A 23,855-nucleotide genomic window follows, 5' to 3' on the forward strand; every position below is an offset into this window, starting at 1 on the left:
CGGCGCGGCACCGCCCGTCAGGTACGCCTGTCGGGTGAGTGCGGGGGGCGGCCGTGTCCGGGACTGCCGCTCCCCGTTGTGCAGGCGTGATCTCAACACGACGAATCGCCACTGTCCTCGCTGTCGCCGCCGGTGTCTCGGGCCTTGCCGTCACGGCCGCGAACGCCGCGGGCCCCCTCGACACCCTCGTCAAGCCGATCAACCCGATCAGCGAGCTCGACACCATCGCCACCACCAACATCCCGGCCTCGAACGCGGCCCAGCTGCCCAAGGTCAAGGACCAGCTGGCCGGGCTCAACCACCTGAACGACCTGGGCCAGCTCTCCCAGCTCACCGACCCGGTCGCCCCGCTGATGGGCCTCGTGCCCTCGGTGGAATGACCGTACGCCGCCGCACCGTGACACGGGTGCGCGCCCGGAACGTGGTGTTCCGGGCGCGCGTCCGTGCCGCGGTGCGGCGGGTTCCTCGGTCAGAGGAGGACGTAGAGCAGGCCGCTCAGCAGGCCGTAGTGCTGGCGGTGGCGGTTGCCGTAGTCGTGGTTGTCGTACGTGCCGTGGTTGTCGTGGGCCGCGACGCGGGGCGCGGTCAGCGGGGCGGCCTGGGCGGCCGCGGCGGCGGGAACGGTCACGGCGACGGAGAGTACGACCGCAACGGCGGCGCGTCGGACGAGGCTCACAATGAACTCCACAAGGGGGGTGGACGAACGGTACAAATGCGACGCTAGACCGCTCCTGACGGACTGTCGCGTTCTGTTACGTATCGGCTACTCCATGTGAGACCGTCGAATCGTACGACGCTCGCTCGCCCGTTCCCCTTCTCTTCTCGTTCCCGTCCGCGTCCCGTCCGCGTCCCGTCCGCGCCCGCCCTCAGCCCGCGAGGCCGGCGCCGCCCGGCGCGTCCGAGATGTCGGCGTACCCCTCGATCGACTGCGGGTCGCGCGAGCCCGGACCGACGTAGCGGGCGGAAGGGCGCACCAGGCGGCCCGTGCGCTTCTGCTCCAGGATGTGCGCCGACCAGCCCGCCGTCCGCGCGCAGGTGAACATCGACGTGAACATGTGCGCCGGAACCTCCGCGAAGTCCAGGACGATCGCCGCCCAGAACTCCACGTTCGTCGCGAGCACCCGGTCGGGCCGCCGTGCGTGCAGCTCCTCCAGGGCGGCCTTCTCCAGCGCCTCGGCGACCTCGAAGCGCGGCGCGGCCAGCTCCTTGGCGGTGCGGCGCAGCACCCGGGCTCGCGGATCCTCGGCGCGGTAGACGCGGTGGCCGAAGCCCATCAGGCGCTCGCCCTTGTCGAGGGCCTGCTTCACGTACGCCGTCGCGTCCCCGGTCCGCTCGATCTCCTCGATCATGCCGAGTACGCGCGAGGGGGCGCCGCCGTGCAGCGGCCCCGACATCGCGCCGACCGCGCCGGACAGCGCGGCCGCGACGTCCGCGCCGGTGGAGGCGATCACCCGGGCGGTGAACGTCGAGGCGTTCATGCCGTGTTCGGCGGCGCTCGTCCAGTACGCGTCGACCGCCTTGACGTGCTTGGGGTCCGGCTCGCCGCGCCAGCGGATCATGAATCGCTCGACGACGGACTCCGCCTTGTCGATCTCGCGCTGCGGCACCATGGGCAGGCCCTGCCCGCGCGCCGACTGGGCGACGTAGGAGAGCGCCATGACGGCGGCGCGGGCCAGGTTGTCGCGGGCGGTCCGCTCGTCGATGTCGAGCAGGGGCTTGAGCCCCCACACCGGCGCCAGCATGGCGAGCGCGGACTGCACGTCCACCCGGATGTCCCCGGAGTGGACGGGAATGGGGAACGGCTCGGCCGGCGGCAGGCCGGGGTTGAACGCCCCGTCCACCAGCAGGCCCCACACGTTCCCGAAGGAGACGTGTCCGACCAGGTCCTCGATGTCGACGCCCCGGTAGCGAAGGGCACCGCCCTCCTTGTCCGGCTCGGCGATCTCCGTCTCGAACGCGACGACTCCCTCAAGTCCGGGTACGAAGTCGGACATCAGGCGGCTCCTCAGGGTGTGTGCGACGGGCTGCGGGCGGGCCGTGCCGCCCCGGGTCCCTCGGTCATGCCCCGTACGGCGGTCAGGAATCCCGCCGCGGGCTGAACGTGTGTATGGAGGCCACAGTGGCCCAGCCGAGAGTTTGGCGGGTCCCGACGACGCGGGGAAGCGTGACATCCGGCACACTGCCCCAATTCGGCGGTGGGGGATTAACGCCCCGCCGCCGCGGGCAGACTGGGCCCCCGCCGGGGGTGGCGCGAGGGTGCGGCAGGATGGGCCGGGTGACCGACCTGGACCCCGCAGCGATGCGCGAGCAGTACCGCACCACCCTCCTCGCCGAGGAGGACCTCGCCCCCACGCCCATGGGGCAGTTCGCCCGCTGGTTCAAGGAGGCCGTCGCCGGCGGCCTGCACGAGCCCAACGCGATGGTCGTCGCCACCGCCACTCCCGACGGGCGCCCCTCGACCCGCACGGTGCTCCTGAAGTCCTACGACGAGCACGGCTTCGTCTTCTTCACCAACTACGCCTCGCGCAAGGCGGCCGAACTCACCGCGAACCCGTACGTCTCGCTGCTCTTCCCCTGGCACCAGCTGGCCCGGCAGGTCATCGTGACCGGCACCGCGTCCCGCGTCCCGCGCGCCGAGACCGAGCGCTACTTCCGCAGCCGCCCGCACGGCTCCCGGCTCGGCGCCTGGGCCAGCGACCAGTCCACGGTGATCGCCTCGCGCTCCGAACTGACCGAACGCTACGAGGAGTTGACGGCCCGATACCCCGAGGGGAGCGAGGTTCCGGCGCCCGAGCACTGGGGCGGCTTCCGGGTCGCACCGGGGAGCGTCGAGTTCTGGCAGGGCCACGAGAACCGGCTGCACGACCGGCTGCGGTATGCCGCCGAGGGCGACACCTGGCACGTGGAGCGCCTGGCGCCCTGAGCCGGGCGGGTCCGGCCCCCGTCACCGGTCCCGGCCACCCGCATCGAGTCGTCCGGATCGGGCCACCCGCATCGGTCGTCCGGATCGGGCCACCCGGGCCGCGTGTTCGGTGCGGACACGCAGAGACCCGCGGGCTCGGGTCCTCCGGAGAGGAGCCGGCCGGACGTACCGGCGAGCCCGCGGGTCGGTGACTGCTGGGAATTTCGGCCGGCGTCATGCCGGCACCGCACAAAGAGTGCGACTGGCAGGCGTCAGCCCGCAGTCACCTCACGCGTCCGGTTTGCATACATCTGTCAAACCACCTCCCTTCTCGTGTGCACCACACATTAGGCAGCGCTCCCGCACCCCTCAACCCATTTGTTTCAGGGCACGCCGGAGCTCCGGTTCAGCCCGCGCGAAGCCGTGCGACGCCGCGCGGGACCGGGCGAGACCGGGGGAGTGGCCGGTAGCCGCCGTTGGCCGAAAAGATTTCCACGAAGTCGGTGTGGGCTGCGTCACGTTCGAGTTGAATGATCCCGCGCGGGTGACTCCGCGCGTCGGCCGTGCGACGCGGCGACCACGTCCTGCAGGGGGTGCCAGGATGAGTGCTTCCCGGAGCGAGGCCACCCGGGTCACGGGCCCGGAGGGATCCGGTACGGAACCCGCGGGCCCGCCCGCCCAGGAACCCGGCGGGGACCTCCTCGCCGCGCTGCTCGACGGGATGGACGCCGCGCTCTGTGCCTTCGACGCGGACGGCGTCGTCACGCACTGGAACCGCGAGGCCGAGCGGATCCTCGGCTGGGCGGCCGACGAGGCCGTCGGGCGCCGCGGATTCGCGGGCTGGGCGGTGCGGGCCGCCGACGCCGAGGAGATCCACGAGCGCCTGATGGCGGTGATGGACGCACCGGGCCGCCAGGTCCACGAGTTCGCCCTGCTGCGCAAGGACGGCAGCCGCGTCCTGGTCCGTACGCAGTCGGCGGGCGTGCGGGGCGCGGACGGCGCCGCGGCCGGGGTGTACTGCGCGTTCAGCGAGGTGCACGCGCAGATCGACCTGGAGCGGTCCATCGCCCTGAGCGAGGCCCTGTTCGAGGACGGGTCCTGGGGCGTCGCCCTGGTCGACGTCGACCTGCGGCCCACCGTCGTCAACGCCTACGCCGCGCGGGCGCTCGGCACCGCCCGCGCGACCCTGCTCGGCCGCCCGCTGGGCGAGCTGATCGTCCAGGGCGTCGAGAACCTGGAGGGCGCGCTCCAGCACGTTCTGGCCGAGGGCTCACCGGCCAGTCCCGCCGAGGTGTGGGTGGTGCTGCGCACCGCGGAGGGCGAGCGGCGGCGCTGCCTGCGCAGCGGCTTCCTGCGGCTGTCGTCCCCGCTCGCGGAGGAACCGGTGCCGCTGGGGGTCGGCTGGCTCTTCCAGGACGTCACCGACCAGAAGCTCGCGGAACAGGAGGCGGACCGGCTCCGTTTCCGCTCCAACCAGCTCCACCGGGCCGCGCGGAACGCCGCCGAGTGCGAGGACCCGATGGAGGCGGTCACCACGCACCTGGACTTCGCCGTGGCCGGGTTCGCCGACCACGCCCTCGTCGACCTGGTCGTGGGGGAGCGGCTGGTGCGGGCCGTGGCCACGCCGGCCGGCGCCCCGGGCCCCGCGGCCCCGGTCGCGGGCGGCGGCATCCCGGTCCGCTACGCGCCGGGCCACCCGGCCCTCCAGGCGGTGGACCGTACGGGGTCGGTACGGGCCTGCGCGGGCGGCGATACCTGGGCGGCCGAGCGCCAGTGGCCGCCGGACGCGGCCCACGCCCTGTGCGTGGTGCTCCGCAGCCGCGGCCGCACCCTGGGCGTCCTGACCTTCCTGCGCGGCCCGGCCCGGCCGGCCTTCGAACGGCCCGACGCGGCGTACGCGGAAAGCGTGGCATCCCGGGTGGCCGCCTCGGCCGACCTCGCCCTGACCTCGCCCACCCCGAGCCGCCCTGCCTGACGGCCCGCGCCCAACCCCTTACGTCTTCGGGTGCGGCCCGGTGGGGGCCGCACGCGCAGTTCCCCGCGCCCCTATCGGGGTGCATCTTGGCAGGGTGGCCAGCACAGGCCACCTCAGCCCGTCATGGGGGTCCCCCCCTGGCCCTTGAGGCCTTGGGGGAGATCGAGGACGAGCGCCCTTAAGGCGCGATACGGGGTCCGGGGCGGAGCCTCAGGAGCTCTTCACCCCCGGAGGGGTGCGGGAAGGGGCGGGGCGGGGCGACTCCCGGGGTCCGGGGCGGAGCCCCAGGGGGCCGGGCTCCACCCAGCCATCGTCGGCCCGGCGGAGCCTAGTGGCGGAAGAAGATGCGGTCGCCGTACTCCGCCATCACACGCCCATTCCACTCGTGGCCCCCGTCGACGTTCCCCGAACGAAGAAGCGGAGGCTCGATCCCCCGGGCGACCAGCGCCTCCGCCGCCGCCGCCATCGTCGCCTGCATCAGCGCGCTGGTCACCACCGTGGACGCCGGCGCGAAGGGCGCCTCGATGCCGTCGTGGGTCAGCTCCGCGTCCCCCACCGCGATCTTGCTGTCGAGCACCACGTCGCAGTGGTCGCGCAGGAACGTCCCCGAGACGTGCCGCGACCGCGTGCTCTCGGCGTACGCCACCGACGTCACCCCGATGACCTTGAGCCCGAGCGCCCGCGCGTTCATCGCCATCTCCACGGGCAGCGCGTTGCGCCCGGACAGCGAGATGATCACGAGGACGTCCCCCGGCTTGGCGGGGCTGGAGTCGAGCACCGCGCCGGCCAGGCCGTCGACCCGTTCGAGGGCGGAGCCGAGCGTCGCGGGCATGACGTCGACGCCGACCACGCCCGGCACCGCGAGCAGGTTCATCAGGGCGAATCCGCCGGCGCGGTAGACCACGTCCTGGGCGGCGAGCGAGGAGTGCCCGGCGCCGAAGGCGAACAGCCGGCCGCCCGCCTCCACCGTGTCCGCGATCACCGCGCCCGCGGCCGCGACGTTCAGCGACTCCTCGTCCCGCACCCGCCCCAGGAGCCCGATCGCGGCGTCGAAGAACTGACCGGCCAGCTTGCTCTCGCTCATCGCCGAGGACCCTTTCCGGGGTGGGTGTACGACCGTGCGCCGATCACGGTGCGGTCTGGACCTTTCCCCTGTCAATACGGTGTCCACGGGCAGTGGGTCAAGATGGGGAACGGTCGTCATGGCACGGTTGTCAGTGCGATGCGTCAGAATTGGTCCAGGGCCAGCGGCACGACGTTTTTTGTCACAGCATCGAGGGGCACGTATGTCCGGACTGATCGACACCACGGAGATGTATCTCCGCACCATCCTCGAACTGGAGGAGGAGGGTGTGGTCCCCATGCGCGCCCGCATCGCCGAGCGCCTGGACCAGAGCGGCCCGACCGTGAGCCAGACGGTGGCGCGCATGGAGCGCGACGGTCTGGTGCAGGTCGCGGGCGACCGCCATCTGGAGCTGACCGACGAAGGCCGCCGCCTGGCGACGCGCGTCATGCGCAAGCACCGGCTCGCCGAGTGCCTGCTCGTCGACGTGATCGGCCTGGAGTGGGAGCAGGTGCACGCGGAGGCCTGCCGCTGGGAGCACGTCATGAGCGAGGCGGTGGAGCGCCGCGTCCTTGAGCTGCTGCGGCACCCCACCGAGTCGCCGTACGGCAACCCGATCCCCGGCCTCGAAGAGCTGGGCGAGAAGGCCGAGGCCGACGCCTTCCTGGACGACGGCATCATCAGCCTGGGCGAGCTCGACCCGGGAGCCGAGGGCAAGACGGTGGTCGTACGCCGGATCGGCGAGCCGATCCAGACCGACGCCCAGCTGATGTACACGCTGCGACGGGCGGGCGTGCAGCCCGGGTCCGTGGTGAGCGTGACGCAGTCGCCGGGCGGGCTCCTGATCGGCAGCAGCGGCGAGGCCGCGGAGCTGACGCCGGATGTCGCCTCGCACGTCTTCGTCGCCAAGCGCTGACCGAGCGCACCGGGCTGGCCGGGCACGCCGGCCGCACCGGGCTAGCCGGGCGACCCGGCCGCACCGGGCGACCCGGGCGACCCGGCCGCACCCGGTGAGCCGGGTGCACCGGGTGCGGCCGGTGAGCCGGGTGCACCGGGGCGGGCGCCGCCGTCGCCCCGTCGCGTAACGGAACGTCACCGGCCGTTCCCCGTACGGAAGTTGACCGCACCGCGTGAAGGGTGCGGGAAGCTTGCGGGGAAGGCCGGTTTCCGGGTGGAATGGCAGCGGCCGGGCGGATCGCGTGCGAGGCTGTGGCTTGAGGCATATGGCCGCGGAGCCGCGCGGCAGGGGAGGGGGCGGCAGCCATGAGGCCCTGCGAGCCACGCGCACCGTCGTCGGCACTGCGGCCCGCTCGTCCGTTTCCGCTCCGGGAAGACCAGGGCCCCGGCGCCTCGCGGCGCCGGGGCCTGTCCTCCCCGGTGTCGACCCGGAGCCCCGAGCTCCCAGGGTCGACCCCCGCGGACCGTCTTCCCCGAGCGGCCCGCCTCCCGGAGAAGATCTCCCCTCGGCACGTGGCGTCAATCCTTGAGCGTGGTCACTCGAACGAGGGGTGTTGCGCGAGATGCGCGCGTTTTCGAATAGGGGTTCGATACTCTGCCGTGAACTCGTGAACTGACCACGCGGGAGCTGTTCGGGGACTGAAGGGGGTGCCAGGGCACATGGTGCGGCGCATCGACGTGACAGGGGCCGGCGGGGTTCGCCTCGCCGCCTGGGAGTTCGCGGAGCAGCCGAAGGGCCGCCCGGAGGCGGACGGCGCCCCCGGGGTCCTCCTGCTCCACGGCCTGATGGGCCGGGCCTCGCACTGGGCGTCCACGGCCCGCTGGCTGGCCGAGAAGCACCGGGCGGTCGCCATCGACCAGCGGGGCCACGGCCGCAGCGACAAGCCGGCGGAGGGCCCCTTCACGCGCGAGGTCTACGTGGCCGACGCGGAGGCAGCCGTCGAACAGCTGGGCCTCGGTCCGGTGACCCTCATCGGGCACTCCATGGGCGCCCTCACCGCGTGGCAGCTCGCCGCCAAGCGGCCCGACCTGGTGCGCGCCCTGGTCATCTGCGACATGCGGGCCTCGGCGCTCGGAGCGGCCTCGCAGCGCGAGTGGGAGGACTGGTTCAAGGCCTGGCCGGTGCCGTTCGCGACGCTCGCCGACGTACGCAAGTGGTTCGGCGAGGACGACCCGTGGGTGGAGCGGCCGAGCCCCTCGCGGGGGGAGTTCTTCGCGGAGGTGATGGCGGAGCGGGCGGACGGCTGGCGCCCGGTCTTCTCCCGCCGACAGATGCTGACCTCACGCGCGACCTGGGTGCACGACGCCCACTGGGAGGAGCTGGCCCAGGTCGAGTGCCCCGCACTGGTGGTGCGGGGCCTGGACGGCGAGCTGGGGCGCGCGGAGTCCCAGGAGATGGTGCGGGTGCTGCCGCGCGGGCAGTACGCGGAGGTGGCCGATGCGGGGCACCTCGTCCACTACGACCAGCCGGAGGGGTGGCGCGACGCGGTGGAGCCCTTCCTGGCCGGCGCCCTCACCCCCTGACCCGGCCCGCGCAGTCCCCGCGCCCCCTGCGGGACTCGGCAGAGGCGACCTCGGCGGGTCGGGGTCAGCCGGTGCTGACGGCCGAGAGGATTTCCGGCAGGCGATCCGCCGTCCGCCGAGCCGCCACCCGCAACCCCGCCCAGCACACCAGACCCCCGTAAACCGCCCCCAGCGGCAACAGCACCCACAGCCCGGCATGGTGGCCGGAGACGTGCAGCCAGATCGCGAGGGCGATCATCGGCGCGCACAGCACCGCGCTCACGACCATCCCGCCGAAGATCGACAGCGCCGCGATGCCACCCTGCCCCGGCGCCACGTTCTTGCGGCTGTCCTGCGGGATCGAGTACGCCAGCGTCGCCGACGCCACCGACCCCGTCGCCAGCATCGCGCCGAGCAGGGACAGGGCGAGCCCGACGACCTCGGGCAGCTTCGCCCAGTCGCCGAGCATCCCCGCGGTCACCGCGGCCACGAGAACCGTGTACGGAAGCGTCACGAGCAGCAGCGCCAACGCCCGCGCCCGCAGCTCCAGATACGCGTCCCGGGTCGAGGAGATGCTCAGGAGCACCATCCAGAACGCCGAGGTGTCCTGACCGAACTGGTTGTACATCTGCATGCCGAGCATGCCCGTCGCGAAGCACGCGAAGTAGACGGTGCCGGCGCCCTGGAGCGCGTTGAAGACCGGCACGATCAGACCGATCGCGAGCGAGGTGATCCACGACGCCTTCGTCTTGGGATCCCGCCAGGCGTAGCGCAGCGTACGCAGCATCGCGGTGCCGGTGCGTCCGTCGGGGAGCAGCGAGGTGAGGCCGCGGCCGGTGGACTCCTTGCGGGAGGCGTCGGACGCGGCGAGCGTCGAACCGTCCGGCGTGGTCATCAGCTTCACGAGGGAGCGCTTCCAGGCGTACAGGAGAAGCCCCAACGCGCCGACCGAGAGTAGGAGTTGGACGGCCGCGCGGGCGTACGCGCCCTCGCTCACCGAGTCGACCGCGCCGATCGCCGAGGCCGGCGGCAGCCAGCGCACCACGTCCGCGGCCGGGTCGAGCGCGGTGACCCCGCCGGACCTGCCGAGCCGCTGCATGCCGAAGTTCACGAACTGGATGCCGACCGCGATGACCAGGCCGCTCAGCACCGCGAGGTCGCGGCCCTTGCGGGAGGTGAGCAGCCGGGTGTTGGCGGCCGCCACGGCGCGGGCCAGCGCCAGACACACGAGCAGCGCGAGCGGCACGGCAAGCACGTCGAGCAGGGCCGCGCCGGCGCCGTGCGTGACCGCGATCGCCGCACCGAGCACCAGGCAGAGCGTGAACAGCGGCCCGATCCCCACCAGGGAGGCCACGAGCAGCGCGCCGACGAGCGGGCCCGGCCGCAGCGGCAGCATGACGAGCCGGGTCGGGTCCAGGGTCTCGTCGCCGCTCGGGAAGAACAGCGGCACGACGGTCCAGCCCACCGCCACCACGGCCACACAGAGCACCGCGACGGTGGCGGCGTGCTCGTTGCCGTGCAGCGCGATCAGGCCGAGCAGTTGCAGGGCCGCGAAGAGCAGGGCGAGGACCGCGGAGGTGACGTAGGCGGCCCGGCGTCCGCCGGACCGTCGCAGCCCGTTCTTCAGGAGCGACAGTTTGAGGCGTACGAAGACGGGTGCCAGCGCGGTGGCGCCCTGCGGCGGCACGGTCGGCGGCGCGGCGGACGTCGCGGTCGAGGACACGGTCATCGGGTACCGCCGCCGAGCCAGTCCAGCGAGTCCCCGGCGGTGCGGCCGCCGGCGCCGACGAGTTCGAGGAAGGCGTTCTGCAGCGAGGGGGCGTCGCCGCGCACCTCGGCGAGGGTGCCCTGGGCGCGGATGCGGCCCGCGGCCATCACGGCCACCCAGTCGCACAGCGACTCGACGAGCTCCATGACATGGCTGGAGAAGACGACGGTGGCGCCGGAGCCGGTGTAGCGCTCCAGAACGCCGCGGATGGTCTGCGCGGAGACCGGGTCGACGCCCTCGAACGGCTCGTCCAGGAACAGGACTTCGGGGTTGTGGAGCAGGGCGGCGGCGAGCCCGATCTTCTTGCGCATGCCCGTCGAGTAGTCGACGACCAGCTTGTGCTGGGAGCCGGCGAGGTCGAGGACGTCGAGCAGCTGCGCGGCCCGCTTGTCGACCTCGGCGCCGGGCAGCCCGCGCAGCCGGCCCGAGTAGCCGAGGAGTTCGCGTCCCGAAAGGCGCTCGAACAGGCGCAGCCCCTCCGGCAGGACGCCGATGCGGGACTTCACCGCGACCGGGTCGCCCCACACGTCGTGCCCGGCGACCTCGACCCTGCCCTGGTCCGGCCTGAGCAGCCCGGTCACCATGGACAGGGTGGTGGTCTTGCCGGCGCCGTTCGGGCCGACGAGGCCGATGAACTTGCCCGCGGGCAGCTCCAGATCGATCCCCGCCACCGCGATCTGCTCGCCGAAGCGCTTCCACAGCCCCTGTACGCGGACGGCGGGCGGCGCCGTACGCGCTCCGCCCGCCGTGTCCGACGATCCTTCGAATGCCTGGTCCGGCATGGTGGTGCCTCTCATCCCCGTGATGATGCCTACCCGGACACCATAGGAGTTGAAGGCGCCGAGACCCTAGGGGCGGCGGGCCCTCGCATCCGCGGCCTCGCGTCCGCAGGCGTAGGCGAGGGGGCTGATGAGTTCCTCCGCGTCGGGCAGCCAGCGGTTGGCGGGGGTGGGCCGGCGTGCCCACTGCACCGCGCCCGAACCGCCGATGCGGGTGGGCGGCGCCGCCACGTAGTCGCCCTCGCCGCGGGTGATCAGGTCGACCGCCGCAGGTGACCACCCCAACTTCCTTACCAGATCGGGAACTTTCGCGCCCGCGCCGGGCAGCACGAAGAACAGCATCCGGCGGTCGGGGGTACAGGTGACCGGGCCGAGCGTGAGCTCCATCCGCTCCATGCGGGCCAGGGCCAGGAACCCGGCCGACTCCGGTACATCGATGGCGTCGAAGGTCCGCCCGGTGGGAAGCAGGATCGAGGACCGGGGGTTCTTGGACCACAGGCGGCGGGCCGCGACGGCGCTCCCGGTGGCCTGGGTCGCCCAGTCGGGCCTGGCCGGGTGCGCACCCGGCTTCGGGCACGCCGTGTCACCGCACGAGCAGCGCTCGACCCCCTCGTCGGCCTCCAGGGAGGTGCCGGGGAAGACGTCCCAGTGCCGCTCCTCCGCGTACCGAACGGCGCTGTCCAGGAGCTGTTCGCCGCGCTGCTTGGGGATCTGTGCGGATTCCGTATCCGTGCCCGTGCCTGTGATGGTTTCTTCCACGACGGACTCAACGGGGGCCACCACCCAGGGTTACGGGCGCGGTCACGGCGGGATCAGGGGTATCGGTCCTGCATATGGGGCGCATGGGTGCATGGGCGGGGGCGCGCGTGCGGCTGTGCGTCGGCGGCAGGGTAGCCCTATGCGGGGGAAGCACCCGGGAATTCGGTCAATGACGCCATATTTCCGATTCCCCTCGTTTCTCTGCATATTCGCAGGGCAGTGATCAGGGTGCTGATCACTGCCGCTCCAGGGGGTTTTCATGGCAGCCAGGCCTCTCGTCGCCCGCCAGCCCAACGAACGCTTGCAGGCGCTCATCCAGGAAGCCGGATGTTCCAACGCCGGTCTCGCCCGCCGGGTGAACATGGTGGGCGCCGAGCGGGGCCTCGACCTCCGCTACGACAAGACGTCCGTGGCGCGGTGGTTGCGCGGACAGCAGCCGAGGGGAAGGGCGCCCGGCATCATCGCGGAGGCCCTCGGCCGAAAACTGGGCCGCACGGTCACGATCGACGAGATCGGCATGGCCAACGGCAAGAACCTCGCGTCGGGGGTGGGCCTCCAGTTCTCCCCCACCGTGCTCGGCGCGATCGAGCAGGTCTGCGAGCTGTGGCGCAGCGACGTGGGCCGCCGCGACTTCCTGTCGGGCTCCACCGTGGCGGCCTCCGCGCTCGTCGAGCCGAGCCGGGACTGGCTGATCACCGGCGCGGACACCCAGGTCGCGCGCAGTGCGGGGCAGCGGGTCGGCGCCGCCGACGTCGAGGCGGTCAAGGCGATGACCGACGCCCTGATCCAGCTCGACCACCGCTTCGGAGCCGGCCATGTGCGGCCGGTCGTCGTGCACTACCTCAACAGCGTCGTGTCCGGGCTGCTCGCCGGGTCCTACCGGGAGTCCGTGGGACGGCAGTTGTTCGCGGCCGTGGCCCGGCTCACCGAGCTCGCCGGATACATGGCCGTCGACACCGGCCAGCCGGGCCTGGCCCAGCGCTACTACATCCAGGCGCTGCGCCTGGCCCAGGCCGCCGACGACCGGGGCTACGGCGGCTATGTGCTGGCCGCGTCCATGAGCCACCTCGCGGCCCAGCTCGGCAATCCGCGCGAGATCGCCCAACTGGCGCGCGCCGCGCAGGAAGGCGCCCGCGGCCGGGTCACCCCGCGCGCCGAGGCGATGTTCCATGCCGCGGAGGCGCGCGGGCACGCCCTGCTCGGCGACGCGCGCACCTGCCAGCTCGTGTCGGGCCGCGCGCTCACCGCCCTCGACGCCGCGGATCCCGGATCGGGCGACGACCCGCCGTGGATCGCCCACTTCGACCACGCCTACCTCGCCGACGAACTCGCCCACTGCCACCGGGACCTGGGCCAGTCGGAGGCCGCGGCCCGGTGCGCCGAGGAGGCGCTTGCCGGGCACCCCGAGTCGCGCGCGAGGCGCCGCGCCATCGGGCTCGTCCTGCTGGCCACCGCCCAGGTCCAGCAGCGCGAGGTCGAGCAGGCGTGCGCGACGGGCACCCGGGCCGTGGAGCTCCTGTCCACCCTGCGCTCCAACCGGGGCGCGGACTATCTGGAGGACCTCCAGCAACGCCTCGAGCCGTACCGGGACGAGCCCGCGGTGCGGGAGTTCGGGGAGCGCGTGGAGGTGCAGGCAGCCTGAGCGCGTCACGTCAAGGGCGCCTGAGCAGGGGGTTGTGGGAGGGCTTGGCAAGGGCGTGGGGGTACCCGGTAGCGTGAACCGACGATTCCTAGGTCCACGTACAGGAGTTCCGGTGACGCAGCAGAGCCGACAGGGTGACGAGCCGCAGCTTCCGGCTGTGCGGCCCGCGCACGAGGGCGTCGTGCTGCCCGCCGACGGGAGCGGCCCCCGGGCCGGGGAGCCGCGGCCCGCGCCCGGCGGAGCCCAGCCCTGGGGACAGCCCTGGGGTCCGCAGGTCCAGACGCGGGGGGCGGGCGAGACGCAGGGTCAGGGTCAGGGCCAGCCGCAGGGTCAGGGCCGGGCCTCGCAGCCGTCGCCCGCCGCGCCCGGCCACGGTCCTGCCACCTTCGGGCAGCCGCTGCCGCCCGAGAACAGCGGCCGCGACGCGGAGGCGACCCCGTACATCGCGCCCATGCCCGGCGGCTCCGCAACGTTCGGGGGCGAGGCCACGCAGTACCTCGCGCCGATACCGTCCGCAGGCGGGGACTTCGAGGCGACCCAGTACCTCGCGCCGGTTCCGGGGGGCGCCGGAACGTTCGGGGGCGAGGCCACGCAGTACCTGGCCCCGGTGCCGGGCGGCGCGGGCTCCCCGGGAAACTCCGGGAGCGAGGCCACGCAGTACCTCGCGCCCGTGCCGGGGGGCCAGGGCGCGCCCGGTGCGCTGCCGCCCGAGGGCGCGGGCCGGCAGGCCTCCTTCGGCGGCGACCGGGGTCAGGCCCGGCAGCCGGGTTCGGACGCCGACCCGACCCAGTTCCTGCCGCCGGTGCCGCCGGCCCCGCAGGACGCCCCGTACGGGATACGGCCGGGCGCGCCGGGCGACCGGCAGCCCCCCGCCGAGTTCGACAGTCTCTTCCGGGCGAACGGGGCGGACGGTTCGCCCCAACAGGCCACCGAGGGCGGGCAGTTGCCGCGCTTCCAGCCGTCCGTCCCCCTCAACCGGCAGCAGCAGGGGCCCCCGCAGGCGACCGTGGGCGGCCAGTTCCGGCCGCAGCAGCAGTTCGCCGCGCAGCCGCCGCACCAGGATCCCCCGGGGCAGCAGTCGGCGTACGAGCCGGAGCGGCCGCGGCGCAGGTCGCCGGTCGTGCTCATCGCCGGCGTCGTCGTCGGGTGCGCGGTCATCGGGCTCTGCGCGGGCGCCTTCCTGAGCGGCGGTGACGACGGCGCGTCGAAGGACGACAAGCAGCCCGCGGGCGTCAGCTCGCCCGTCGCCAAGGGCTCCGGCGACGCCAAGGGCGACGCCGACCCCGCCAAGGCGCAGGCGCAGGCCCTCGACAAGGTGCTCGCCGACAGCGGCAACAGCCGCGACGCGGTGATCGGCGCGGTCGCCGAGATCCGCCGGTGCGACAAGCTCGACCAGGCGGCCTCCGCGCTGCGCGACGCCGCCAAGCAGCGCGGCGACCTGGTGACCAGGCTCGGCGCGCTCTCCCTCGACAAGCTGCCCGACCACGACAAGCTGTCCGCCGCGCTCACCAAGGCCTGGCAGTCGTCGGCCTCCGCCGACAACCACTACGCGGCATGGTCCGACGCGGTCGCCAGCGACAAGGGCAAGAACTGCAAGGGCGGCCACGCCAAGCGCACCAAGGACGCGGGCGAGGGCGACAAGGCGAGCGGCGAGGCGACGAAGTCCAAGCAGGAGGCTTCGGGGCTGTGGAACACGATCGCCGCGAAGTACGACCTGACCAAGCGCGGCGCCACCCAGCTCTAGCGCAAGGCCCTGGGGCCGCGCCCGCCCGGGGTGGGTCAGCCGTTGGCGGCCGACGCCTCCAGGGTCGAACTCACGTCGGTGAAGCCCTTCTTGAGGGCGACGAGCCGCCCTTCGCGCACGACCTGGAAGGTGACCCGGCGGTTGACGATGCGCGGGAAGTCCGCCGCGGCGAGCATGTCCTCGAAGCGCCAGCGCAGCACCGGCGTGAGGCCGCCGGTGTCCACGGTGACGCCCTTGTTGAGCGCGCGCACCAGATCGAGGGCGCGGACCGAATCCTGGTGCAGGGCCTCGACGAGCCGCTTCAGTGCGGTGTAGGCGATCCATGTGGTCTGCACCCCGGAGTCGGCGGCGTCGATCGCGTCGTCCCCGAAGGCGTGTTCGCGGATGACCCGCTTCATCGGCTCCCACCGCGGGTCGTCGGACTCCGGGTACCAGCCGGTGACGTACGCGCCCTCGAAGGGGCCGTCCTTGCCGCCGGTGCGGTCGAGGAGCGGCTGGTTGACGGAGCCGACGACGGACGCGACCCGCACCGTGCCCGAATCGCTCGCCACGCGCCGGAACGAGTCGAAGAACGTCTCCGTGCGGTCGCCGAGCACGGCCGTCACACACCCCTTGCCGCCCTTGGCCCCGGCCCCCTTGCGGCCGGCCCCGGCCCCGCTGGACGCGGGCGCCGCCCCCGCCCGCTCCAGGGCGCGCACGGCCTCGTCGGTGTAGTCGCCGGCGTCCTCGGCGGTACGGATGTCGGCGGCCGGCCCGTGCCGCGCGGCGAGCAGTCCGGCGTCGAGCAGCATCGGCAGCACGTCACCGGCGAGGGTGTCGGGGCGCACCAGGGAGACCTGGTCGCACGCGGTGGCGAGCTGCTGCCCGCTGCCCGCGATGAGGGCGGCCTGGCCGCCGTTGACGGGGTAGGACAGCGCGCTCGTGAACTCCCGGTCGGATATGCCGTACCCGCCGAGATAGGGGATGCCGGCCACTTCGAGCGGCGGGGTGAACGCGTTGTCGTACTGGCTGTACGAGCCGACGACCGCGGCCGCCTTCTCCTTCACCGCGCGCCGCGCGCAGTCCGACGCGCCGGTCGCGGTGTTGTGCTCGTTGCAGGTGAGGACCTTCAGCTCGTGACCGTCGATGCCGCCGTCCGCGTTCACCCAGCGCGCGAACGCCTTGGCCATGGCGGGCATGCCGGGGGCGTTGGTGGCGGAGCTGCCCTCGGGCGCCCAGGTCATGACGGTGATGGGCTCCCTGGAACCCCCCGTGACTCCAGGGAGCACACCGCAGCCGGCCAGCAGAGTGGCGCCGACCGCCGACCACACGGCGATCGTGGTGGCCGTGGCGCCGAACGAGCTCGACGGGCCCTGGGGACGCCGCCATCCGTAACCGGTCATGGACCCGCACACTTCCGCCCCATGGGTAACGGAAGAGCGAACACACCTCAACACAGGGTGAGATGCGGGTGAATTGCAGGGTCCGGCCGGGCGGCGTGGGCGGGGAACGTACGATCGCAAACGTGCAGCAAGGTTCAGCAGGCTCTTCCCGTCGCGGCCGTCGCTCCTCCACCATGGGCGGCATGCCGTTGAATGACATGCCGTGGTGGCGCTGGCGTACGAACGTACGGTCCGCGCTGCACATGCTCTCCGACCCCGTCTTCCACGAGGAGACCTGGCTGGCCGGACGCGAGGGGTTCGGGGACGTCACCGACGCCGTGTACCGGCTCGTCGAGGACACCTGGCTGGACAACTGGTCGGCCGAGAAGTACGTCGGGACGATCTTCCGCGACTCGGGCGAGGCGGCCGCCGTCGACCTCGCCGTGCTGCGCCTGCTGCGGATCATGCACCAGGTCGGCGCGGACGCCCCGGTCTCCGCCTACCTCGCCCACGAGGCGTGGCCCGAGGCCGTGCTGGCGGCGCGCGAGGCGCACGTGCGGCTCGCGCAGAGCGACGGAGAGGACCCGGACGCGCCGCCGCGCTCGCTCGAAGTGCTGAGCATCCTGACCCGCTCCGCCTGACCGTGCCGGCCCCCCGACCGCCGGGTCCGGATCATGGGCGGCCCGCTGGCGGGGCGCTCGTCTGTGGCATCCTTCCTGGATGACTGACCAGTACGTCCTCACGCTCTCCTGTCCGGACAAACAGGGCATCGTGCATGCCGTGTCGAGCTATCTGTTCATCACGGGCTGCAACATCGAGGACAGTCAGCAGTTCGGGGACCGCGACACGGGTCTCTTCTTCATGCGGGTCCACTTCTCGGCCGAGTCGCCGGTGACCGTCGACAAGCTGCGCGCCAGTTTCGCCGCGGTCGGCGACTCCTTCCAGATGGACTGGCAGATCCACCGCCCCGAGGAGCGGATGCGGATCGTCCTGCTGGTGTCGAAGTTCGGCCACTGCCTGAACGACCTGCTGTTCCGGGCGAGGTCGGGCGCGCTGCCGGTGGAGATCGCGGCGGTCGTCTCCAACCACACCGACTTCGCCGAGCTCGTCGCCTCCTACGACGTGCCCTTCCACCACATCCCGGTCACCAAGGACACCAAGGCCGCCGCCGAGGCGCGCCTGGTGGAGCTGGTGCGCGAGGAGCGCGTCGAGCTCGTGGTGCTCGCCCGGTACATGCAGGTGCTCTCCGACGACCTGTGCAAACAGCTCAGCGGCCGGATCATCAACATCCACCACTCGTTCCTGCCGAGCTTCAAGGGCGCCAAGCCCTACCACCAGGCGCACGCGCGCGGGGTGAAGCTGATCGGCGCGACCGCGCACTACGTGACGGCCGACCTCGACGAGGGGCCGATCATCGAGCAGGAGGTGGAGCGCGTCGGGCACGACGTCACTCCGGCCCAGCTCGTCGCGATCGGCCGGGACGTCGAGTGCCAGGCGCTGGCGCGGGCCGTGAAGTGGCACGCCGAGCACCGCATTCTGCTCAACGGGCGGCGCACGGTGGTGTTCGCGTAGGTCTTCGGCCGGTCTCCCTACAGCCGGCTCAGTGACGCGGCCGCGAACAGGACGTCGCTGATGGCCTCGCGGTCGCCGACCTGACCGGCCGCCGCCTCCTGCGGCGACACGTGACCGGCGGCCAGCTTGCAGAACTCCACGCCGTCCAGGGCCACATGGGCCACCGCGCGGGCGGGCGAGGCGAGGGCGGCGGGGGAGTCGAGCGCGATGTACCAGTCGCCGCCGCCCACGCCCTCGATCTCCAGGCGCAGCGAACGGCCGGGGGAGCCCGCCGTGACGAGCCCGCGCGGCGGCGAGGCGAGTCCCGCCCGGCGCCGGCCGGCCAGGGTGGCGGGCAGGATCCGCGCCGCCAGGTCGATCATGCCGTGCAGATGTGTGCCGGACGGCGGATCGTAGGGGTAGTCCACGGCGTCCGCGATGTCGCCCGCGTGGATCCAGCACTCGAAGGCCCGGTCGAGCATCGCGTCCTGGAGCGGCAGCGCGAACTCCCCGTAGGGCACGTCGAGTTCGGCCGCGCCGCCGCCGGCGAAGGACACCGTGCGGATCAGGGTGTGGGACTGCTCGCGCCAGGGCTCGCGGACCGTACGGGTCAGCGGATACCGCGCGGCGCGCCACAGGGCCTCGGTGCGTGCGGTGGGCCCGGCCGCCGTGGCCTCGGGGTCCAGCGGCACCGGCTCGTCGAGACCGAGGGCGGTCGCGACCATCGCGTCCACGGTCATCAGATGCCCGATGACGCCGGCGACCGTCGTCCTGCGCCCGGCCCGCCGGTCGTCCTCGAACCACTTCAGGCGGACCGGGGCATGCCACTCGGCGTCCCCGAAGTCGTTGAGCAGCGCGTCGAGCCGGGCGGCCTCGGCGTCGTAGGGCGCCGCCCAGGCGGGCACCGGGATCCTGGCGGGGCGCCGGCCGAGGCAGTTCTCCAGGACGCGGGCGCGCAGCAGCGGGTCCAGGTCGAGGCTGCGCTCGGCCTGGAGCAGCCCCACCGCGTCGCGCAGCCGCAGTGCCTCGTCGGCGCAGGGAGCGCACTCGGTGAGGTGCGCCTCCACGGCGTCGGTCTCCTCCGTGGAACACGCCGCCAGTGCCCAGGCGCCGAGCAGCGACTTGAGGACGGTGTGGGAGGGCGCCCCGGTGACGGGGCCGGGGCCTGGCGCGGCGTCCGTGCGAGCGGGTTCCGCCACGGCCGGTTCGGGCCGCCGCGCCGCGGGCGGGCCGGCGCCCGGGGCGTCACGGCCGCCCTCGCGGGGGCCGGGCACGAGCGTGCCGGAACCGCCGCGCGCGTCGTCCGGCAGGTCGTCGCCCGCGGCGCGCTGGGCCGGTATGCGCGGGGTGTTCTCGTCGTCGGGCATGGGCTCGCCCCGCTCCACGGGCCCCGTCACAGCGCCCGTCCGTATCCGGGCGGCGCCGCGCCGTCGGGGGGCCGGGTGGTGGCGGAGGAGAGCAGTTGCAGACCGAGCCGCAGGCGCCGGCGCGCCTCGTCCTCGGTGATGCTGAGGTCGGCCGCGGCCTGGCGGTAGTCGCGGCGCTGGAAGTAGGCGAGCTCCAGGGCGGCGCGCAGCGGGGCGGGCATCGACGTCACGATGTAGTCGGCGCGGGCGGCCGCCGAGGCGCGCCGCACCATCAGTTCGAGCTCCTCCGTCGTGCACCCGCCGTTCTCCGCGCGCGAGGCCGCCTCGGAGGACTGGCGCAGCCGCTGCACGGCCTGGCGCTGGGTGAGCTTGGCGACCCAGGAGCGCATGGAGCCCTGCTTGGGGTCGTAGGCATCCGGGTTCTCCCACACGTATCCGAAGACGTCGCGGGTGATCCGGTCCGCCTCGCCCTCGTCGCTGAGCACCCGGTGGGCCAGGCTGTGCACGAGGGAGGCGAACCGGTCGTACAGCTCGCCGAGGGCGGCGGCCTCGCCGCGCGCGAGGCGCTGCTGCATCCGGCGGTCCCACCGAGGTGGTGCGTCCTTCGGCATAGGCTCCCCAACCCTGTCGTTCCCCGCGTGTGCCCCTGTGCGCCCGTCTCTGCGTACCTACGAATGTAATGCGACGGGCTGACAATGCACGCAGGTTTGCCTCAACTGCGCCCCCTGGGGGCCGACCGGTGGTAATGGCGGTGTTTCGCGTGGGCCGGCATGGGCAGCCGCGCCCCAGGGGGCAGGGCAGCACAGAGAGGGACCGGTGGCGTGACGCTGAGAGTGGACGAGTCCGAGCAGGGCACGTGGACGGTGCTGCGGGTCAGCGGCGAGCTGGATCTGGTCACCTCGCCGAGACTGCGCCGCCAAGTGCACGAGGTGGTGGCCGAGGGGCGCAAGGATCTGGTCCTGGACCTGTCAGGGGTGCAGTTCTGCGATTCGAGCGGCGTGGGCGTGCTGATCGCGGCCCGCCGCCTGATGCGTTCCTGCCAGGGCCGGCTGCGGCTGATCCTGCCGGCCCGCGGTGCCCTGGACGGCAGCCATGTGAACAAGGTGCTCGCCGCGCTCGGCGTGCGCCGCCTCTTCGAGGTGTACGGGGATGTGGGTTCGGCCTCCGACGACTTGGCCGAACCGCTGTCCGCGTAGCCGGGGCCCGTCCGCCCCGCCCGGGGCACGCCCCCGCGTTCCCCCCGCGCGCGGGCCCCATCGGTCGTACGCTCGGGCCATGGCCAGTATGGACAGCATGGACAGTTCCGACAGTTCCGACAGCGGCGCGTACGAGCGGAGGGTCGCGGCCCGGTTCGCCTCCTTCGACCAGGACGGCAACGGCTGGATCGACCGCGAGGACTTCTCGACCGCCGCGGCGGCCCTGCTCGCCGCGTTCGGCACGACCGCCCGCTGCGACAAGGGGCAGGCCCTGTACGGCGGCGCGGAGGCGCTGTGGCAGGGCCTCGCCGGGATCGCCGACGTGGACGGCGACCAGCGGGTGACGCGCAAGGAGTTCGTGGGCGGCGCGCTGAAGCGGCTGCGGGACCGCACCAGCGGCTTCACCGAGATCGCCCGGCCGTTCCTGCACGCCGCGTTCGCGGTGGCCGACACGGCCGGCGCCGGAACGGTCTCGGTGCGCGACGCCGAACGCGCGCTGTGCGCGTTCGGCGTCGCGCCCGCCGTAGCGGCCGATGTGGCCGTGACCCTGGACAAGGACGCGGACGGCCGCATCACGGAGCCGGACGCGGTGGCCGCCTTCGCCGCCTACTTCACGACGATGCCGTGAGCGCGGGCCCCGGCCCCGGGGCCCGGCGCGGCGCTCAGTGCCAGTTCCAGTCGATCAGGGTGCGCAGCGTGTCCGCGTGGAAATCGGGGAAGTCCATCGGGACGACGCCCAGGTGGGTCCGCTCGCCCAGGCGCGCGTTCAGGTAGCTCTGCACGCCCGGCATGATCGCGTCCGCGTTGACCTTGGGCCAGCCGCCTCCCGCGTAGCTGGTGAAGTTGATGTAGAGCTGCGCGGAGTCCTGGTCGTAGAAGGCGTTGTCGAACTGCTGGGTGACCTTGGCGGTCTTCTTCGACGGCCAGGACAGCCCCTGGTAGACGTCCTGGAGCTTGATGTACTGGTTGGAGAGGAAGTCGTTGTCGCCGCCGGGCCATTGGAGGACCGGCCAGTCGTTGTCGAACTGCGCGATGAGGACGATCTTCCCTCGGGCCTCGCCGAGCGTGGGCACCCGGTCGGTGAGCAGGAAGCGCGAGCGCCAGCCCTTCTGGTCGAGGTAGACGTTGAGCACGTTCTTGAAGTTGGCGCCGACGTCGTTCTTGGTCCCGCCCTCCTGCTTGAGCCGCATCAGGAGGACTTCGCCGGGGTGGCTGTCGAGGAAGGCCGCGCTCTGGGTGAGGACGTCGCCGAACGTCATGCCCTGGTAGAAGGCGGCGTGGTAGATCCCGAACGCGTCGTTCAGATGGTCCTGGAGCCCGTTGGCGCGGATGTCGAAGAAGCGGATGCCTTCCTGCAACTGCTGGGTCAGGCCCCAGTTCTGGGTGTGCGACCACTCGGTGCCGTTGTTCGGGTTGGTGCAGCAGGAGTCGTGGGTGCCGGGGATCGTCATGCGCAGCAGGGACAGGCCGTCGGGGAGCTGGGCCATCCAGTTGGCGGGGTCTGCGCTCGCGCGGGGACGCGCGGCGGCGCGGGCGGTGCCCGGCAGGAGCGCGGTAGTGGAGATCGCGGCGGCGCCGAGTATGAGGTGTCTGCGGGTGAGTTCCATCGGTCACGTCCTCGTGGGGGAGTGGCGGGGCCCAGGGGTCATGCCCCGCCGAACCGCTCCCGCAACTTGAATTTCAGGACCTTCCGCAGCGCCTCGTTCCTCGGCAGCGCCTCCACCACTTCGAGCCGCTCGGGCAACTTGTGCACCGAGAGCCCCTGTTCGCGCAGGTAGGAAGTGAGGGCGGGCAGGGTCAACACGTCGGCGCCCGGCGGCTGTTCGACGACCGCACACACCAATTCCCCGCGCTCGGGATCGGGCAGGCCCACCACGGCGGCGTCCCCCACCGCGGGGTGGGTGTGCAGCAGGTCCTCGATCTCCTTCGCGGAGATGTTCTCGCCCTTGCGGATGATGATGTCCTTGATCCGCCCGGTGAGGACGAGGTGCCCGGACTCCCGCAGGTGCCCCACGTCGCCGGTGATCAGGAACCCGTCGGCGTCGAAGACCGCCTTGGACTGGACGGGGTCGAGATAGCCCCGGCACACCGCCTCGCCGCGCAGCCGTACCTCGCCGTCGACGCCGTACGGGAGCGGCGCGCCCGCGGGGTCGGTGACCCGGATCTCCATGCCGGGAGGCGGACAGCCCTCGGTGGTGGCGAGGTTCTCGGCGGTGTCGTCCGGGGCTCCCATGGTGATCATCGGGACTTCCGTCATGCCGTACCCGTGGGTGAGCTGGACGCCCATCTCGCGCACGACCGCGTGGTAGACCTCGGGCGGCTTCGGCGCCCCGCCGCCGGCGAGCAGCCGCAGGCTGGGGACGACCTTCTCGCCGGGCCGTTTGCGCTGCTCGGCCAGGAACATCGAGTAGAACGCGGTGGAGCCGCCGGCCACCGTCACGCCGTGGCGCCGGTACTCCGCGAGCGCGTCCGGCAGCGCGAAGTGCTCGAACATCACGGCGGGGAAGCCGTACAGGAGCAGCATCACCGTGTAGTCGGGCCCGGCTATGTGGGCGAAGGGGAAGGCCATGGAACCCACGTCGGCCTCCGACAGGTGCAGCGCGTGGGCCAGGCACGAGCCCCCCGCGATCAGCGAACGGTCGGTGTGGAGCACGCCCTTGGGGTCGGAGGTGGTGCCGGAGGTCCAGTAGATCCAGCGTACGGAGGTGCCGTCGCGCGGTGCGGGCGGCAGCAACGCCGGGTCGCCGTCGGGAAGTTCGTCGTACGCCTCGAAGACGCCGCGCGCGCCGAGCCGCTCGGCCATCGCGGTGTGGTCGAAGCCGCGCCACACGCCGGGCACCGCGAAGAACTCCGCCTTGGACTCGCGCAGCGCGAAGCCGACCTCGCGGTCCCGGTAGAACGGGATCACCGGGGACTGGACCGCGCCGAGCCGGGCGAGCGCGAACGAGAGGATCGCCGTCTCGATGCGGGTCGGCAGCTGCCAGGCGACCACGCTGCCGGGCCGCACCCCCTTGCCGTACAGGCCCGCCGCCACCCGCTCGCAGCGCTCGCGCAGGGCGCCGAAGGTGAGGGCGCGGTCGCCCTGGAGGAGGACCGGGCGGTCCGGGGTGAGGGCGGCGCGGCGCTCGATCAGTTCCCACAGCGTGCCCGAGGAGTCCAGTACGTGTGCGGTGTCGTTCATGCCGAGCCCCCAATGGTCATGCCGAGCCCTTGAACTGACGGTCAGTCAGATATGGCGGAGAGCGTAGGTCCCCGCTCCTTGCTGGTCCAGGGGTGCGGGGCTAGCCT

22 protein-coding genes are annotated in these 23,855 nt (G+C 72.9%); 11 read left to right on the forward strand and 11 right to left on the reverse strand.

Annotated features, from left to right (window positions below):
• Positions 1 to 86: 86 nt before the first annotated feature.
• A complete protein-coding gene (locus OG432_RS19375; RefSeq protein WP_328312210.1) occupies positions 87 to 380 on the forward strand; it encodes a hypothetical protein in 294 nt (97 codons plus the stop codon).
• A gap of 89 nt (positions 381 to 469) precedes the next feature.
• Here OG432_RS19375 and OG432_RS19380 read toward each other — a convergent pair whose 3' ends face one another.
• Together OG432_RS19380 and OG432_RS19385 are read right to left on the reverse strand one after the other, a co-directional pair.
• Positions 470 to 676 carry a hypothetical protein gene (locus tag OG432_RS19380; protein ID WP_328312211.1) on the reverse strand — a complete coding sequence of 69 codons (207 nt, stop codon included), beginning with the start codon at positions 674 to 676 and terminating at the stop codon, positions 470 to 472.
• 190 nt (positions 677 to 866) lie between these two features.
• Positions 867 to 1,994 (reverse strand): citrate synthase 2, encoded by a 1,128-nt coding sequence (locus tag OG432_RS19385; protein ID WP_328312212.1) that lies wholly within the window; start codon positions 1,992 to 1,994, stop codon positions 867 to 869.
• Between the two features lie 272 nt (positions 1,995 to 2,266).
• Between OG432_RS19385 and pdxH the strand changes: the two genes are divergently transcribed.
• Entirely contained in the window at positions 2,267 to 2,923 is a 657-nt protein-coding gene (gene pdxH, locus OG432_RS19390; RefSeq protein ID WP_328312213.1) for a pyridoxamine 5'-phosphate oxidase, read from the forward strand.
• A gap of 580 nt (positions 2,924 to 3,503) precedes the next feature.
• Positions 3,504 to 4,877 carry a PAS domain-containing protein gene (locus tag OG432_RS19395; protein ID WP_328312214.1) on the forward strand — a complete coding sequence of 458 codons (1,374 nt, stop codon included), beginning with the start codon at positions 3,504 to 3,506 and terminating at the stop codon, positions 4,875 to 4,877.
• A gap of 328 nt (positions 4,878 to 5,205) precedes the next feature.
• On the opposite strand, the gene OG432_RS19400 is transcribed toward OG432_RS19395, so the two are convergent.
• Positions 5,206 to 5,961: an SIS domain-containing protein gene (locus OG432_RS19400; RefSeq protein ID WP_328312215.1), complete on the reverse strand. Its 756-nt coding sequence runs from the start codon at positions 5,959 to 5,961 to the stop codon at positions 5,206 to 5,208.
• Positions 5,962 to 6,163: 202 nt separating this feature from the next.
• Here OG432_RS19400 and OG432_RS19405 point away from each other — a divergent pair, with 202 nt between their 5' ends.
• Both OG432_RS19405 and OG432_RS19410 read left to right on the forward strand, forming a co-directional pair.
• Entirely contained in the window at positions 6,164 to 6,856 is a 693-nt protein-coding gene (locus OG432_RS19405; RefSeq protein WP_328312216.1) for a metal-dependent transcriptional regulator, read from the forward strand.
• Positions 6,857 to 7,557: 701 nt separating this feature from the next.
• Positions 7,558 to 8,421, forward strand: coding sequence for an alpha/beta fold hydrolase (locus OG432_RS19410; RefSeq protein WP_328312217.1), 864 nt, complete (start codon positions 7,558 to 7,560; stop codon positions 8,419 to 8,421).
• Positions 8,422 to 8,485: 64 nt separating this feature from the next.
• Here the strand turns inward: OG432_RS19410 and OG432_RS19415 are convergent, their stop codons facing one another.
• The 3 genes from OG432_RS19415 to OG432_RS19425 form a co-directional block, all read right to left on the reverse strand.
• Positions 8,486 to 10,129: a transporter gene (locus OG432_RS19415; RefSeq protein ID WP_328312218.1), complete on the reverse strand. Its 1,644-nt coding sequence runs from the start codon at positions 10,127 to 10,129 to the stop codon at positions 8,486 to 8,488.
• Positions 10,126 to 10,950 (reverse strand): ABC transporter ATP-binding protein, encoded by an 825-nt coding sequence (locus OG432_RS19420; RefSeq protein ID WP_328315160.1) that lies wholly within the window; start codon positions 10,948 to 10,950, stop codon positions 10,126 to 10,128. The genes OG432_RS19415 and OG432_RS19420 overlap by 4 nt, the downstream gene beginning before the upstream one ends.
• A gap of 66 nt (positions 10,951 to 11,016) precedes the next feature.
• Positions 11,017 to 11,706: a bifunctional DNA primase/polymerase gene (locus OG432_RS19425; RefSeq protein WP_328312219.1), complete on the reverse strand. Its 690-nt coding sequence runs from the start codon at positions 11,704 to 11,706 to the stop codon at positions 11,017 to 11,019.
• 259 nt (positions 11,707 to 11,965) lie between these two features.
• Here OG432_RS19425 and OG432_RS19430 point away from each other — a divergent pair, with 259 nt between their 5' ends.
• Together OG432_RS19430 and OG432_RS19435 are read left to right on the forward strand one after the other, a co-directional pair.
• Positions 11,966 to 13,348 (forward strand): transcriptional regulator, encoded by a 1,383-nt coding sequence (locus tag OG432_RS19430; protein WP_328312220.1) that lies wholly within the window; start codon positions 11,966 to 11,968, stop codon positions 13,346 to 13,348.
• Between the two features lie 112 nt (positions 13,349 to 13,460).
• The gene (locus OG432_RS19435; protein ID WP_328312221.1) at positions 13,461 to 15,092 is read left to right on the forward strand and encodes a hypothetical protein; all 1,632 of its coding nucleotides are present in this window, start codon (positions 13,461 to 13,463) and stop codon (positions 15,090 to 15,092) included.
• Positions 15,093 to 15,127: 35 nt separating this feature from the next.
• On the opposite strand, the gene OG432_RS19440 is transcribed toward OG432_RS19435, so the two are convergent.
• Positions 15,128 to 16,474 (reverse strand): ABC transporter substrate-binding protein, encoded by a 1,347-nt coding sequence (locus OG432_RS19440; protein ID WP_328312222.1) that lies wholly within the window; start codon positions 16,472 to 16,474, stop codon positions 15,128 to 15,130.
• 173 nt (positions 16,475 to 16,647) lie between these two features.
• Between OG432_RS19440 and OG432_RS19445 the strand changes: the two genes are divergently transcribed.
• Complete coding sequence (locus OG432_RS19445) at positions 16,648 to 17,094, forward strand: SCO4402 family protein (RefSeq protein WP_443058588.1); 447 nt, start codon at positions 16,648 to 16,650, stop codon at positions 17,092 to 17,094.
• Between the two features lie 79 nt (positions 17,095 to 17,173).
• Positions 17,174 to 18,025, forward strand: coding sequence for a formyltetrahydrofolate deformylase (gene purU, locus OG432_RS19450; protein ID WP_328312224.1), 852 nt, complete (start codon positions 17,174 to 17,176; stop codon positions 18,023 to 18,025).
• Between the two features lie 17 nt (positions 18,026 to 18,042).
• On the opposite strand, the gene OG432_RS19455 is transcribed toward purU, so the two are convergent.
• Both OG432_RS19455 and OG432_RS19460 read right to left on the reverse strand, forming a co-directional pair.
• Complete coding sequence (locus OG432_RS19455; protein WP_328312225.1) at positions 18,043 to 19,371, reverse strand: zf-HC2 domain-containing protein; 1,329 nt, start codon at positions 19,369 to 19,371, stop codon at positions 18,043 to 18,045.
• Positions 19,372 to 19,397: 26 nt separating this feature from the next.
• Positions 19,398 to 19,982, reverse strand: a complete 585-nt coding sequence (locus OG432_RS19460) for a sigma-70 family RNA polymerase sigma factor (protein WP_328312226.1) — start codon at positions 19,980 to 19,982, stop codon at positions 19,398 to 19,400.
• Positions 19,983 to 20,192: 210 nt separating this feature from the next.
• On the opposite strand from OG432_RS19460, the gene OG432_RS19465 reads away from it, so the two are divergent.
• Positions 20,193 to 20,567, forward strand: a complete 375-nt coding sequence (locus tag OG432_RS19465) for an STAS domain-containing protein (RefSeq protein WP_328312227.1) — start codon at positions 20,193 to 20,195, stop codon at positions 20,565 to 20,567.
• Between the two features lie 79 nt (positions 20,568 to 20,646).
• Entirely contained in the window at positions 20,647 to 21,195 is a 549-nt protein-coding gene (locus tag OG432_RS19470) for an EF-hand domain-containing protein (RefSeq protein WP_328312228.1), read from the forward strand.
• A gap of 34 nt (positions 21,196 to 21,229) precedes the next feature.
• On the opposite strand, the gene OG432_RS19475 is transcribed toward OG432_RS19470, so the two are convergent.
• A complete protein-coding gene (locus OG432_RS19475; RefSeq protein WP_328312229.1) occupies positions 21,230 to 22,174 on the reverse strand; it encodes a phosphatidylinositol-specific phospholipase C in 945 nt (314 codons plus the stop codon).
• Positions 22,175 to 22,212: 38 nt separating this feature from the next.
• Positions 22,213 to 23,748: a class I adenylate-forming enzyme family protein gene (locus tag OG432_RS19480; RefSeq protein WP_328312230.1), complete on the reverse strand. Its 1,536-nt coding sequence runs from the start codon at positions 23,746 to 23,748 to the stop codon at positions 22,213 to 22,215.
• Between the last annotated feature and the right edge of the window lie 107 nt (positions 23,749 to 23,855).

The organism is Streptomyces sp. NBC_00442, assembly GCF_036014195.1.
Lineage (GTDB): Bacteria > Actinomycetota > Actinomycetes > Streptomycetales > Streptomycetaceae > Streptomyces.